At 44.2% G+C, this 14,264-nt stretch carries 10 protein-coding genes; 6 read left to right on the top strand and 4 right to left on the bottom strand.

The genetic code is table 11. The features are described 5' to 3' along the window. Positions 1–10: 10 nt before the first annotated feature. Both FN124_RS10230 and FN124_RS10225 read right to left on the bottom strand, forming a co-directional pair. Positions 11–355 (bottom strand): IPT/TIG domain-containing protein, encoded by a 345-nt coding sequence (locus FN124_RS10230; RefSeq protein WP_142684629.1) that lies wholly within the window; start codon positions 353–355, stop codon positions 11–13. A gap of 547 nt (positions 356–902) precedes the next feature. Next, complete coding sequence (locus tag FN124_RS10225) at positions 903–3,065, bottom strand: S46 family peptidase (RefSeq protein ID WP_142684628.1); 2,163 nt, start codon at positions 3,063–3,065, stop codon at positions 903–905. Between the two features lie 206 nt (positions 3,066–3,271). Between FN124_RS10225 and FN124_RS10220 the strand changes: the two genes are divergently transcribed. The 5 genes from FN124_RS10220 to recA all read left to right on the top strand — a co-directional run bounded on the left by FN124_RS10220 (position 3,272) and on the right by recA (position 8,278). After that, positions 3,272–3,709 carry a hypothetical protein gene (locus FN124_RS10220; RefSeq protein ID WP_142684627.1) on the top strand — a complete coding sequence of 146 codons (438 nt, stop codon included), beginning with the start codon at positions 3,272–3,274 and terminating at the stop codon, positions 3,707–3,709. 89 nt (positions 3,710–3,798) lie between these two features. Then, positions 3,799–4,398 carry a ribonuclease HII gene (rnhB, locus tag FN124_RS10215; RefSeq protein WP_142684626.1) on the top strand — a complete coding sequence of 200 codons (600 nt, stop codon included), beginning with the start codon at positions 3,799–3,801 and terminating at the stop codon, positions 4,396–4,398. A 96-nt stretch (positions 4,399–4,494) separates the two neighbouring features. Beyond that, positions 4,495–5,982 carry an RNA polymerase factor sigma-54 gene (gene rpoN / locus FN124_RS10210; protein WP_142684625.1) on the top strand — a complete coding sequence of 496 codons (1,488 nt, stop codon included), beginning with the start codon at positions 4,495–4,497 and terminating at the stop codon, positions 5,980–5,982. Between the two features lie 14 nt (positions 5,983–5,996). After that, positions 5,997–6,692, top strand: a complete 696-nt coding sequence (locus FN124_RS10205) for a hypothetical protein (protein WP_142684624.1) — start codon at positions 5,997–5,999, stop codon at positions 6,690–6,692. Between the two features lie 575 nt (positions 6,693–7,267). Next, positions 7,268–8,278 carry a recombinase RecA gene (gene recA, locus FN124_RS10200; RefSeq protein ID WP_142684623.1) on the top strand — a complete coding sequence of 337 codons (1,011 nt, stop codon included), beginning with the start codon at positions 7,268–7,270 and terminating at the stop codon, positions 8,276–8,278. A 331-nt stretch (positions 8,279–8,609) separates the two neighbouring features. Here the strand turns inward: recA and typA are convergent, their stop codons facing one another. Continuing rightward, positions 8,610–10,418, bottom strand: a complete 1,809-nt coding sequence (gene typA, locus FN124_RS10195) for a translational GTPase TypA (protein ID WP_142684622.1) — start codon at positions 10,416–10,418, stop codon at positions 8,610–8,612. 263 nt (positions 10,419–10,681) lie between these two features. Between typA and FN124_RS10190 the strand changes: the two genes are divergently transcribed. Then, positions 10,682–11,680 carry an alpha/beta fold hydrolase gene (locus FN124_RS10190; protein WP_142684621.1) on the top strand — a complete coding sequence of 333 codons (999 nt, stop codon included), beginning with the start codon at positions 10,682–10,684 and terminating at the stop codon, positions 11,678–11,680. Positions 11,681–11,978: 298 nt separating this feature from the next. Here the strand turns inward: FN124_RS10190 and FN124_RS10185 are convergent, their stop codons facing one another. Continuing rightward, complete coding sequence (locus tag FN124_RS10185; protein ID WP_142684620.1) at positions 11,979–14,210, bottom strand: patatin-like phospholipase family protein; 2,232 nt, start codon at positions 14,208–14,210, stop codon at positions 11,979–11,981. Positions 14,211–14,264 lie beyond the last annotated feature (54 nt).

The raw sequence follows: 14,264 nt of genomic DNA, 5'->3' as shown, positions 1-14,264 counted from the left end.
TTCATCACACTTATTTCGCTGCTACCAGCTTTGAATGATAAGCAAACAACATGGCGTTGGATACATTATCTCCTACCGCAACAACCACCGGCACAGTGCCGGCTTTTTGCGCAGGAACCTGTACCAGCAGGGAATTGGCGTCTGCACGCAGAATCTGCGCAGGTACGTTACCAAAATTCACTTTGTTCAGGCGCTTATCTTCACTAAATCCATGTCCTTTAATCAGGACAAAATTTCCTGCATATCCTTCTACAGTTACTACTTCAGCGGTATTTTCTGTGGGATTAGGGGAACAAGCCGTCATGGCTGTAATTAACAGCATAAAAGCTGTCACAAACAATTTAAACTGTGTCATCTTGATTTTTCTTTTTGGGGGTCACAACCCTGTTACAAATAATTCACCGGGGTTAACACTATTGCAATTGCAACTCTCATCGGCAACAGTATATATTCGGTATACAAACGGACGCAAAGTTACAATCATTCCTTCAATAAAAAAAACAAACACATAAAAAACACCTTCCGCTACGTAAATGAATACATAATTTTATTTCTTCGGTACCTGTGCTTTGTTATACTCTGTATTGAAATCTGTTGCTGTCATTCTGCCTCGCATGCTTCGCATTACTGCAGTGTCCAAATGCTTCTGTATCCACCTGGTTCACTATATTTCCTCCACGCGCTTGTGTTTCAATTATTGGAAGTAAGGACGTGCGCGATATTTTCGCACTGGTAAATAAGGCAGCACCGGAATTTTACACGGCCATACATGCGCCAAACCACAGCCTATCCGGATAACACTATGTAACAAAAAAGTTGCAGGTTAATAGCATAACACGCATAAAAAATCCCGTACCGGGGATACCGGTTCGGGATTTCCTGATCAAATAATTACTGCCGGCTTATTTCACCAGCTTCAATTCATTAATAATATTTTTTGCACCGCCCAGCTTATCAATACACCACAGTACGTAACGTACATCCACGCAGATGGTACGATTGTATTCGGAATCGAACTGGATCTTATGGCTCAGGGCTTCGTAGTTGCCATCAAAAGCAAGACCAATCAATTCGCCATTGGCATTGATTACCGGAGATCCGGAGTTACCGCCGGTGATATCATTAGTAGTGATAAAGCCTACTACTATATCATTCCGTTTAGCATCTTTATACTGACCAAAGTCTTTCTTATTGTACAGGTCAATATAATTTTCAGGCAGATCAAATTCGTAATCGCCGGGCACATATTTCTCTATCACACCTTTCATGGTGGTTACATAATCGTAATGCACCGCATCACGGGGAGAATATGGTTTTACCTGGCCATAAGATAAGCGCATGGTAAAGTTGGCATCAGGATACCTGTTGGCACTGGGGCTCATTTGCATAACGCCTTTGAGGTAAACGCGGCCCAGATCATTAATTTTAGTATTGAACTGGTTGTATAACGGCAGGTATTTGCTTACATAATTTTTGATGAATGCGCTGGCATAAGCGAATACCGGGTCGTTCTGCAGTGTTACTGCATCCGGGTTTGCTACAAATGCATTCCATTTCGCATCATCGAAAATAAAGGTATTAGCCATTAAGGAAGCCGCCCAGGTGTTGTAGGTTTTATCTTCATCAAGACTTCCATATTTTGCTTTCAGCGCATCATAAAAACCAATGGGTTGCTGATCTTTCGAGATGTCTGTGTAGTACATGTGGCAGGTAGCCGCAAGAATTTTCTGATCGCTTGGTTTGTTCTCGCTTTCAATGAATACTTTGCGTGCTTTATCGGCTGCTTCAACTGCCTGTTTAACCGCATCTTTGGGAGCACCGGGAGTTACCAGTGCTCTTTCCACACCTGTTAATGAAGCTGCAAAAGACGCTACCGGCGAGCCCAGGATGCCTTCATTCAGGTAAGTGCGTTGTTTTGCGTAGGGGGTCCATGCCTTATACGCAGCTTCGTAATCAGGAAGAACATTCGCAAATTCAGGTTTATCCTGCGCCCATTTGGCAAAGGCAGCTTCCTGTTTCTGTTTATCGGCCAATACGCCATGTTTTTCCAGCTGTTTGGTTTCGCCGTCAAAAAATTTCCAGTAGTTGGCGATGCCTGCATAGGAAGAAGCCAGCTGCAGTTTTACCGCAGGATCTTTCTTCATCTGTTCAAACATGGCTTTCAATCGTACATCACGGAGATTTACCACTGAAGGGTTTTCTACAGACGTTTTCAGCTTTACACCATAAGAGGTTTCATAACGGTTGGTTCCGCCGGGGTAACCAAATATCATGGCGTAATCATTTTCCTTTACGCCTTTGATAGATACGGGCAGGAAATGCTTCGGTTTTAGAGGCACATTATCTGCGGCATAGGGAGCAGGCTTTCCATCCTTACCGGTATATACGCGGAAGATGGAGAAATCGCCGGTGTGGCGGGGCCATTCCCAGTTATCGGTGTCGCCGCCAAATTTACCTACGCTTTCGGGAGGGGTACCTACCAGGCGGATGTCTTTATAACGCTCATATACAAACAGGAGATACTGGTTGCCTTTGAACATGGGCACTACTTTCGCCTCATAGCCGGTATTGGCGATGGCTTTGGAGATGATCTCGTTGTATACCTGTTGCTCTTTCTGAGCTCTTTCGGCGCCGCTAAGGCCTTTCAGGGCGTCTTCCACCTGTTTGCTCACATCTTCCACCCGTACCAGGAACTGAACAGACAGTTGGGAAGAAGCAATTTCCTCCTGTTTGTTTTTTGCGTAGAAACCGTTCTTGAGGTAGTTATGCTCTACAGAGCTGGCCGCGGCAATAGCGCCATAACCACAGTGGTGGTTGGTAAAAATAAGGCCTTCGTTACTTACAATCTCACCGGTACAACCGCCGCCAAAAATAACAATGGCGTCTTTCAGGGATGCTTTATTAATACTGTACAACTGTTCTTTAGTCAGCTTCAATCCTTTCTTCACCATGTCGTTGTACGTTTGCTGCCCCAATAAATAAGGCAACCACATGCCCTCATCTGCTTTAGCCCATTTGATACTTACGCCAAGCAATAAGAGCAAAACCAGTAATTTTTTTCTCATATTAAGTCAGGTTTTGTTTTTAAGGACCTCAAACCTAGCTATTTTTTTGTTACCGGGCGCAGGTATAAGGACCAATGGCTGCTGAATATCTGATAAATATTAAAATATGATAAAGGCATGAACAAAAAACTGGAATATGTTTTGATAAAGGGGTACAGCCGGAAGGCTGTGCCAGTATTTAAAAATCATAAAAAAATCGTCGTAACATGAAAAGAGTATTCTTACTGGCGGGCATTGCCGCTTTGTTTGCCTGCAACGAGAGTAGCACTCAGCAGGAAAAGAAGGAAGAAATAAAGGAAGAATTGAAAGAAGCAGGGCAGGATATCAAGTCTGCTGCCAGCAGTACAGGAGATTATTTGTCTGAACAAAAGAAACAGGCAGAAGATGCTATCCGGGAGCGCATTAATGAAATCGATAAAACTACGGAAGAATTAAAAAAGGACGGGGATGAAAAAAGTGCTGCAGCCCGCAAGAAACTGGAAGCGCTGAAAATACAGATGAATAAAAAGCTGGAAGATGTAAAGAACAGCAGCGCCGAAAAATGGGACAGCACCCGTGCAGCCGCCGATCAGCTGATGAAAAAATCCGATAAGGAGTGGACAGATTTCAAACAGGATTTTAAGGATCTTTTTAAGAAAGATTAAAAGAAGGCTGCGGTATTACTTCAAAATTCCACAATCCTTGTTCCTTGAACATTAATCTTGTAATTTTACCCGGCTTAATAGATTTGGATTTGCTACTTTCTTACTATCACGAATTATTAACAGAAGCCGGCTGCGATGAAGCCGGAAGGGGATGCCTGGCGGGTCCTGTGTTTGCGGCAGCGGTAATTCTGCCTAAAAAATTCAGGCACCCGATGCTGAACGATTCCAAGCAGATGAAAGCGGCCGACCGGGAGAAACTTAGAAAGGTGATTGAAAAAAAAGCAGTATGTTATGCCGTGGCAAGTGTGGATAACGTGGAAATAGACAAGATAAATATACTAAAGGCTTCTTTCAAAGCCATGCATCTGGCATTGGAGAAGCTGACGCAGCAACCGGAGTTTATACTGGTAGATGGTAACCGCTTTTATGCCTATGGCAACACGCCGCACGCCTGTATTATACAGGGCGACGGCATATATGCCTCCATAGCAGCAGCCTCCATTCTGGCTAAAACGTATCGTGATGAATATATGCAGCAGTTACATGCTACATATCCGCATTTTGGCTGGAACGAGAACAAAGGGTACCCTACCAAGCAACACCGCGATGCCATCAGGGAATATGGCGATACGCCATTTCACCGTAAAACATTCCGTTTGTTGCCGGAGCAGCTGGAACTGGATTTATAGCCATTAGCCCTTAGGGGTTATCTAAAAGCTAAATACGTGCAGCGGGGCGCTCTGTTAACCTTATACTTATTAATTTTGCCCTGACAGGGAATAATTATGTTAAAGCAGACACAACAGCAGAAATTATTACAGAAACTCTCACCTCAGCAAATTCAGCTCATGAAATTGCTGCAGGTACCTACTGTGAACCTGGAAGAAAGGATCAAGGAAGAGCTGGAAGAAAACCCGGCACTGGAGTATGGAGAAGAAGCAGGAGAAGATGAGTTCAAAGAACAGGAAGAATACGAAGCGCCGGCAGAAGAAGATGAATTTGAACCAGATGGCAGTGAAAATGAGTATGACAATATAGATATTTCTGAATATGTAAGTGAGGGAGATGATGACGTAGCGGATTACAAGCTGCGGGATGATAACTATCCTGATCCGGATGAAAGCAATAAAACCATCCCGATCCGGGTGGAAACTTCTTTTCATGAACATTTATTAAGCCAGCTGGGCATGCTCGAGCTGGATGACCACCAGAATGCCATTGCCGAACATATCATCGGCAGTATTGACGACGATGGGTACCTGCGCAGGGAAATCAGTTCCATGGTGGACGACCTCTCCTTTTCACAGAATATAGACACCACGGAAGAAGAGATTAACACCCTCATAAAAAAGATTCAGGATTTTGATCCGGCGGGCGTTTGCGCCACTGATCTGAAAGAATGCCTGCTGCTACAGCTGAAGCGTAAGTCGCAGGATGATCCTGGCGTACACAACGCCTACCTCATCCTGGAAAACTACTTCGACGAATTTACCAAGAAGCATTATGAAAAGATCCAGAAAGCGTTAAGTCTTTCTGATGAAGGCCTGAAAGAGGCCATCACCCAGATCATCCGGCTTACGCCCAAGCCAGGCGGCAATTTCGCCACACTGAACAAGGCAGAAAGCTATGTATTACCCGACTTCTTTATTTTAAATAATGCCGGCAAACTGGAACTTACGCTCAATTCGCGTAATGCCCCCGACCTGCGGATCTCCGGAGGTTACCGCGAAATGCTGAAGGAATACGACCGGGGCGATAAAAAAGACAAGCGCCAGAAAGAAGCCGTATTATTTATCAAACAAAAGATAGATGCTGCCAAATGGTTTATAGACGCCATCAAGCAGCGGCAGCATACTTTATTGTCCACCATGGAGTCCATTATGGATTACCAGCGGGAATTTTTTCTTACGGGAGATGAAACTACCATGAAGCCTATGATCCTGAAAGATATCGCAGATCGTACGCAACTGGATATTTCTACCGTAAGCCGTGTAGCCAACAGCAAATATGTACAAACCGAGTTCGGTACCTTCAAACTGAAGTTCTTCTTCTCCGAATCCCTGTCTACCGACAGCGGCGAGGAAGTATCCACCAGGGAAGTAAAAAAGATCCTGTCGGACCTCATTGAAGCGGAAAACAAACGTAAGCCGCTCAGTGATGAAAATCTCACGAAAATGCTGCAGGATAAAGGATACAACATTGCCCGCCGTACAGTGGCCAAGTACAGGGAACAGCTCAATATCCCTGTGGCCCGTTTACGTAAAGAATTATAAGCACCATACATACCATGCAAGAACAAGCAGTTTTAGACCGGAACGGAAATATACGTTTGGAGCCGGAGTTTCCAAAGTCAATGAATTCCCTGGCACTGGTTATTTCCTATCTCTCTCACCCGCTGTTTATTCCCCTGCTGGTAACATTCCTGATCCTGGAATCTATCCCGGAATATATGGTGGCGTTTAAGTCATTGAGCAAAAGATTCGACTTTGACATGCTCTATTTCAGGGTGGCTATTATCAGTATCGGCTTCCCTGTGCTCACCCTTTTACTGGCAAAGGCACTGAAATTTGTATCCTCTGTTCATATGAGAACCCAGCGGGACCGGATCATTCCATATGTGGCAATGATCACCTATTATTTCTGGGCGTTCTATACTTTTCAACAGGAGGGCCGGGCGCCGAAGTTCTATACCGCATTTTTCCTGGGGGTATTCATCAGCGTTTCTATCTCTTTTATTACCAATAACTTCATAAAAACCAGTATGCATACAGTGGGTTGGGGCGGCATAATCGGGCTCTTGCTTTCACTGATGTGGGGAATGCATATGAATGTATCTGTACCGCTGGTGATCACTTTCTTTGTAGCTGGCATTGTGGCTACCTCCCGCCTGGTGCTGGAAGCACATGAGCCACGGGAAATTTATATCGGTTTCCTGATTGGCATTATTTCACAACTGGCTGCGTGCTGGATACTTGTAAAATAGTATTTCACCATTCTATCCCTGCTCCCTGCCGGTAAGGCTGAACAGGTCAGCTACCAGCCAGGGATCAGGGAAAACAACATATAGAATGGCGATAAAAAACTTTTGGGGCTCAACCTCTGACCACTTCACCGCTCCTTCTTCACATGGATGCAAGGCCGTAAGGCAGGCTAACAAACAATTTTAACAAACAGTAGGGGATTAACTTCAACAACTAAACTTGACAGTACAAAAGTGAAACTTTCCCGGCTGATACTCAAGCGTATAACTACGCTTTTTAAAAATGCAGTAGAATTCTCACTTTCCCCTGGCAATTATTTTTTGAGGCTTTTTTGTTACGCATATTCAATGCGTAATGGTATTGCATCTTTGTTATGTCACTGCGGGTTAACCCTAAAAGAAAATTTTAACAGGCAGTTCTTGAACAGTACGGAAAAGATTACTATTTAATTTAGCAAATAAAATAAAATGCTAAAAAATTTAGGAAAATAAAAAATTAGATCATAACTTAGCAATCCAATTAATTTGCTTTCTAATTGTGATCAGCTATCTTTTAAATTTGTAAAAACATTACTTATATGTCTACAGCCAATGCAGAAAAACTGAAGGCCCTGCGCCTCACAATGGACAAGATTGAGAAAGATTTCGGTAAGGGATCTGTGATGATGATGGGGGAAAAAGCAGAAGCACCAATGGAAATTATTTCCACAGGTTCCCTAGGCCTTGATATAGCACTTGGAATTGGTGGTTTACCGAAAGGAAGGATCATTGAAATATACGGCCCAGAATCTTCCGGTAAAACAACCATTGCCATACATACAATTGCGGAAGCACAGAAAAAAGGTGGCATTTGCGCCATTATAGATGCGGAACATGCTTTTGACAGCAGTTACGCAAGAAGACTGGGAGTTGACGTGGATTCCCTGTTGATTTCACAGCCGGATCATGGTGAACAGGCACTGGAAATAGCTGACCGTCTGATCCTTTCCGGGGCAGTGGATGTAGTGGTAATTGACTCCGTGGCTGCACTGGTACCAAAAAGTGAACTGGAAGGAGAAATGGGTGAAAGCAAAATGGGATTACAGGCCCGTTTGATGTCACAGGCACTGCGTAAGTTAACAGCCACCATCTCCAAAACTAACTGCTGCTGCATCTTTATTAACCAGCTGCGTGAAAAGATAGGCGTTATGTTTGGTAACCCGGAAACCACCACCGGTGGTAATGCGTTGAAATTCTACGCATCCGTAAGGCTGGATATCCGTCGTATGAGCCAGATTAAAGATGGTGATGAAGCCGTGGGCAACCGCGTGAAAGTGAAAGTGGTGAAAAATAAAGTAGCTCCGCCTTTCCGCCAGGCAGAATTCGATATCGTTTATGGTCAGGGTATCTCTAAAACAGGTGAGATCATTGATATGGGTGTTGAATATGGCGTTGTTCAGAAAAGCGGTAGCTGGTTCAGCTATGATTCAAATAAATTAGGTCAGGGCCGTGATGCCGTTAAACAACTGCTGAACGATAACCCTGAACTGGCAGCAGAAATTGAAACAAAGATTAAAGTGAAGATCCAGGAAAAACAGGATGCCGCTTAATATTAATTGTTGTTGAATTGAATAAGCATTAAACCGAAACTTAGTCTCAAAATATACATAGAAGTTAGTTTTAGTTTTAGTAAGCATTGGGTTAGTATGCACATCCCTGCCTTATCCTGGGCGGGGATTTTTTTTACCTTCATGCTGAAAGATATTCATCACAACAACAGTTAAAGCTGCTCCGGTATCTTCAATGGGTCTCACCAGAAAAGCATCATCACCTAAAACGCCAAAACTGGTTCGCCATAAAAGACAACCCTAAAAACAAAAACCGCCCCGTAAAACGGAGCGGTCTTGCTTTTTTTACCAATTATCTTACAAACAAAGGCAATTAAGCTTCTGCTTTCATGCTTTTAGCTGTTCTCTTACGTTCTTCCTCATCCAGTATTACTTTACGCATACGGATAAAGTTAGGCGTAACCTCTATACACTCATCATGCTGGATATACTCCATACATTCTTCCAGCGTCATCAGTATCTTAGGCGCAATGTTGGCTGCTCCATCAGTTCCGCTTGCGCGCATGTTGGTCAGTTTCTTGCCTTCATTAGGATTCACCACCAGGTCGCCCGGTTTATTGGTTTCACCAATGATCATACCCTTGTATACTTCTTCTCCTGGGTCAACAAAGAAAGAACCTCTATCCTGCAGCTTGTCAAGAGAGTAACCGGTAGTAGTACCAGCTTCCTTGGCAATCAGTACACCGTTATTACGGCCAGGAATAGCACCCTTCCATGGTTTATAATCATTAAAGCGGTGTGCCATTACTGCTTCTCCAGCTGTAGCTGTAAGCATCTGTGTACGCAAACCGATCAAACCGCGGGAAGGAATTTCAAACTCCAGGTGCTGCATTTCACCCTTAGTTTCCATGATCAGCATCTCACCTTTACGACGGGTTACCAGGTCAATTACCTTGCTGGCAAAATCCTGCGGAACATCTACCACCAGGGTTTCGTATGGTTCGCATTTTTTACCGTCTACCAATTTCACAATTACCTGTGGCTGGCCAACAGTTAATTCATACCCTTCACGACGCATGGTTTCAATCAATACACCTAAGTGAAGGATACCACGGCCATACACCATGAAACTATCTGCACTGTCAGAATCCATTACGCGAAGCGCCAGGTTCTTCTCAGTTTCTTTCATTAAACGGTCACGCAGGTGACGGGAAGTAACGAACTTACCATCTTTACCAAAGAACGGAGAGTTGTTAATACCAAACAACATATTCATGGTAGGCTCGTCCACACTGATAATAGGCAGCGCTTCAGGAGCTTCCGCATCAGCAATGGTATCACCAATGTTAAAACCTTCAATACCAACTACCGCGCAAATATCACCGGCAAATACTTTAGTTACCTTTCTCTTACCTAATGCTTCAAAAATATACAGCTCGCGCACTTTCTGCTTCTTGCTGGTACCATCTGTCTGCATTAAAGTAACCCACTGTCCTTCTTCAATAGAAGCACGGGCCACCTTACCTACAGCAATACGGCCAAGGAAAGAAGAGTAATCCAGCGAAGTGATCTGCATCTGCAGGTTACCTTCCGGAGTCTTAGGCTGTGGAACATATTCCAGGATGCCATCCATTAATGGAGAAATATCTTCACTCTGTTCTAATGAACTGTTGAACCAGCCATTTTTACCAGAGCCATAAAATGTCGGGAAGTTCAGTTGTTCCTCTGTTGCATCCAGGTTAAAGAACAGTTCAAAAACTGCATCATGTACTTCATCAGGACGGCAGTTTGCCTTATCTACCTTGTTGATAACAACAATAGGTTTCAGATTCAGCTGTAAAGCCTTCTGCAACACAAAACGGGTTTGCGGCATCGGACCTTCAAAAGCATCTACCAGCAGGATCACACCATCAGCCATTTTCAATACCCTTTCTACCTCACCGCCAAAGTCGGCGTGGCCCGGAGTATCAATCACATTGATCTTGGTTCCCTTATACTCAACAGAAGCATTTTTGCTGAATATGGTGATACCACGTTCTCTTTCAAGATCGTTACTATCCATGATCAGTTCACCTGATTCCTGGTTAGCCCGGAATACATTAGCCTGATGAAGGATTTTGTCAACCAAAGTAGTTTTACCATGGTCTACGTGTGCAATAATTGCGATATTACGAATGTTCATATACTTAAATCTTTAGCTATCAGCCATTAACTAGTTTTTCGCTAATAGCTACAAAAAGAAGGCGCAAAGGTACGAAAACATAGCGAGAATGAGGGTATCACGTTTTAAATAAATGTAATCATTTGGTCAGCTTGAAAAACCCCTTTACAATAGGCTGGTTATCATTGATTTACAATTAATTATATCCAAATATTGTAATCAAATAGTTTTATGGCGTCAATTTTGCCGCCACCAACAACGTTTCAACAGTCTAATATAACTTCATGAAAAAGAAATTGTATATCCTCGCCATTGCCTGCCTGTCCTTAATAGCCACCCATATATCTGCACAAATACCAGCCCAGGATATCACCCTTACTGATTATAAATACCCTTTCCCTGTACATTTCCTGAAATTACAGCTGCAAGGCCAGTCCCTTCAGATGGCTTATATGGATGTACAACCCTCCCGGCCCAATGGCAAAACCATAGTGCTCCTCCATGGCAAGAATTTCTGCGGTGCATATTGGGACAGTACTGCTGCAGATCTCAGCAATAACGGATACCGCGTCATCATCCCGGATCAGATCGGCTTCGGCAAGTCGTCCAAGCCCCCGCATTTTCAATACAGCTTCCAGCTCCTGGCGCAAAACACCAAAACATTGCTGGACACTTTACAGATAACAAAAACGGCTGTTCTTGGTCATTCCATGGGCGGCATGCTCGCCACCAGGTTCGCCCTCATGTACCCGGAAATAACTGAAAAACTGATCCTGGAAAATCCTATCGGGTTGGAGGACTGGAAAGTAAAGGTTCCCTATCAGTCGATAGATAAATGGTATAAAGCTGAACTGCAACAGAATTACGAAAAAATCAAACAATACATGATGGACAGCTACTACGCCGGTAAATGGTCGCCCGCTTATGATAAATGGGCACAGTTACAAGCCAGCTGGACCAGTAACCCCGACTACTCCCTGGTAGCCTGGAACTCGGCTCTTACCTACGATATGATCTTTACGCAACCGGTATTGTACGAGTTTGGAAATATTACCGCTCCTACCCTTCTTATAATAGGACAACGCGACCGCACGGCATTGGGCAAAGCCAATGCACCTGAAAATGTACGCAAAACATTAGGGAATTATCCCGAGCTGGGAAACATCACTGCGAAAAAAATTCCACACGCCACACTGGTACCGATCGAAGGTGTAGGACATCTTCCCCACATTGAAGCATATACGAAGTTTATTGCTCCCCTGCTGAAGTTCCTGAAAGAATAGCAGGAGCTCACTTTAATCCGGAGTGGAGGCGGCCCGTTGAAAAATCCAGGCAGTGCTGAGCAAGACAAACCTTGTTGAATAGAATAGGTTATTAAATCTGTATCTATAAAGAAGCCATCGATGATAATCCCGTTGACAGGGTTATCATTTACTACGATATCTACAGGGAAACCTTTGGTGGCAGGCCTGTTGAATGGGCTGTCGTTTACTACGACAGCTGTGCCAGTAAAGACTCCTTCAATGGCACGAAGGAGTATCACACGGAAAAAATAACACGGTGATCACTAAGTCCCACAGCCTACTCCTCCAGTAATTTCACCACATATTCCAACGCACTTTGGTTGGCCGGGTTATCTAATGCATGCGCAATGTCCAGTTTCTCGCGGGAGGTGAGGTGCCAGGATAGTGCTGCTGCTTTATCCTGCTTCTGCGGTACATACTGGAATATTACCCGGTGAAACTTCTCAGGAAAATATCCTTCTATATAATTCAGCAAATCATCCTGGTCAAAATCCTGCATGGCACTCCAGTGCTGTTGCATGGTAAACAACGGCTCAAACAGCAGGTCGCCCAGGTCTTTTGTTTTTTTGATGGGAGAAATATCATTTTTGCGGGTATCACGGATCTGGATATATACTACGCCACTTGTATTTTCATTGATCCACTTACTGAACGTATACAAATACCGCAGGGTAGTTTGCTGACCAAAGTTATCACGGATTCCCGCATCCATTACATCTACAATAGGGTTGGTGGGCAGGAATGCATTCGGCAGCACATAGGGAAAGGTTGCACACATACGGATCGCACTGGTAATACGCAGGTTCATGGCTCCCTGGGCGGCAAAATACTGTCCAAAATCAACCCCGTCAATATCCCTTACCTGCCGGGTAGGGTACTGGTATTGCGGGCTACACAAATAACTGATAGGTTGTGGGGAAATCATTAGCCTGCGCCCGTCTGCATTAATGGTAGCGTTCCATATCAGCATGGGAATTTCCGCTTCGGCCTCCGGCTGCCGGTAATCCTTCAATGTTTTATCCAGCACGCTGTCGGTATGTTCATTCAATTGCATTTCAAAGGCATAGCCTCTGTCTTTGGCATAATGATTTTTCCCGATGTTGAAGCTTCTCCAGGGCGTAATAAAATCATTTACGGCCATGGCGGAGAACACGGAGTTAAGTAAATCCTGTGAAACCTTATCTGCATATACCTTATCAGACAGGCGAACAGGCTTTCCCTGTTGCTGTTCATAGTACAGCTCCCGGAAATAGCTGGCGCCGAGCATGCCCCCCGATGCGCCGGTCATAAGTACGGTATGCTTCATCAGGCGGCCATTCAGCATACTATCCAGCCGTTGCAATACGTTCACGCTCCATGTAGCAGAACGACTGCCGCCCCCGCTGAAATTCATTACTATCAATGGCGGCTTTTTCCTGGCCGGGAATTTCTTTCTCCACTTCTCCAGTATCATCAGGGTCTGTTGCTTATCAGCGTCATACTTCTCCCTGGTAAAAAACTGCTGAAGGGCAGCTACACTATATTCGGGACGCGCATTCTTCTCCCGGTAATTCAGACCATAGGCTTTATTCCGGTTATCTACCCAGTTGTTCTCTACCATCCAGTTCAAAGCAAACAACATTACCAGCAAAATAGGAATAGACCAGGTTTGCAGCATATAGGAAAAAGCGCCGGCAACGCCTATGAGGAATGCAAAGAAAATCAGCACACTGGCACCGGCCGGAATTCTGAACATATCATAATCCATCAGGTAAGCGAGTATCACCAGGAACACCAGGGAACAACCCACCGTGATCATAGCAGCAAAGTGATGCTGCTTAAGAATGCTGTCAAGATAATGTTTATTGTAATGGTCTACATTCCTGGCTCTCCTGATACGCCAGGGGGTGGAAAAATAGTTATGAACAGGGAGCGCATTTTCATCCGGATCCTGGTTGGGTTTCAGGATCATCCGCAGGAAGTTGCGCGGGTTTCCAAAACGCTTTTCCAGCCGCCGGCCAATATTTTTATCTGCGTTAAAAAAATAAAAAAAACAGAAAAAGAAGATAAACAGCACACCGCAAATAAACCCTTCCCCTAACAACATAATATCAGGAACCGTATTAAGTTGCTCATAACGCTGGTACTCCCATCCGCGGTAAAGCATACTGAAAATAAATACCAGTGGAATAATGGCATTATTAAGGCAATACCTGAAAAATGGCTGGGAAGTAGTGGCCAGGAACTTAAATCGTCCTGTATGTAAAATGAAAGTGGTGATTTGCCAGCTCATGATAAACATGCCGGTGGCCAGTCCCAGGATGGTAGTGCTGTAAAAGTTTACCTTACCAAGATACTCTGGCGCCAGGTAAAGTGCATCTCCGCCAAACACCTTGGCAAAACCGCCGTTGATAGTGCTGAACAGGATCACCCAAAAAATAAGTAATACCTGGTACTTCCTGAAATGCAGGAGCAGCAACTGTATAGGGAAAGAATAGTAAGTTTTTATCAATAATAACTTCACCTTCATCAGACGATTATTACGAATAAACCTACGGAAAATTTACGGATTTATGACCGCGGG

The organism is Chitinophaga polysaccharea, assembly GCF_902150045.1.
In the GTDB taxonomy this organism is placed as follows: Bacteria; Bacteroidota; Bacteroidia; order Chitinophagales; family Chitinophagaceae; genus Chitinophaga; species Chitinophaga polysaccharea_A.
Note: the sequence above shows the minus strand (reverse complement) of the source record. Positions and strands in the feature narration are given on the sequence as shown.

Excerpts from the sequence above, each read along its gene's own strand:
- FN124_RS10225 (WP_142684628.1), bottom strand. The coding sequence starts at position 3,065 with ATGAGAAAAAAATTACTGGTTTTGCTCTTATTGCTTGGCGTAAGTATC.
- rpoN (WP_142684625.1), top strand. The coding sequence starts at position 4,495 with ATGTTAAAGCAGACACAACAGCAGAAATTATTACAGAAACTCTCACCT.
- FN124_RS10220 (WP_142684627.1), top strand. The coding sequence starts at position 3,272 with ATGAAAAGAGTATTCTTACTGGCGGGCATTGCCGCTTTGTTTGCCTGC.
- FN124_RS10190 (WP_142684621.1), top strand. The coding sequence starts at position 10,682 with ATGAAAAAGAAATTGTATATCCTCGCCATTGCCTGCCTGTCCTTAATA.
- FN124_RS10205 (WP_142684624.1), top strand. The coding sequence starts at position 5,997 with ATGCAAGAACAAGCAGTTTTAGACCGGAACGGAAATATACGTTTGGAG.
- FN124_RS10185 (WP_142684620.1), bottom strand. The coding sequence starts at position 14,210 with ATGAAGGTGAAGTTATTATTGATAAAAACTTACTATTCTTTCCCTATA.
- recA (WP_142684623.1), top strand. The coding sequence starts at position 7,268 with ATGTCTACAGCCAATGCAGAAAAACTGAAGGCCCTGCGCCTCACAATG.
- FN124_RS10230 (WP_142684629.1), bottom strand. The coding sequence starts at position 355 with ATGACACAGTTTAAATTGTTTGTGACAGCTTTTATGCTGTTAATTACA.
- typA (WP_142684622.1), bottom strand. The coding sequence starts at position 10,418 with ATGAACATTCGTAATATCGCAATTATTGCACACGTAGACCATGGTAAA.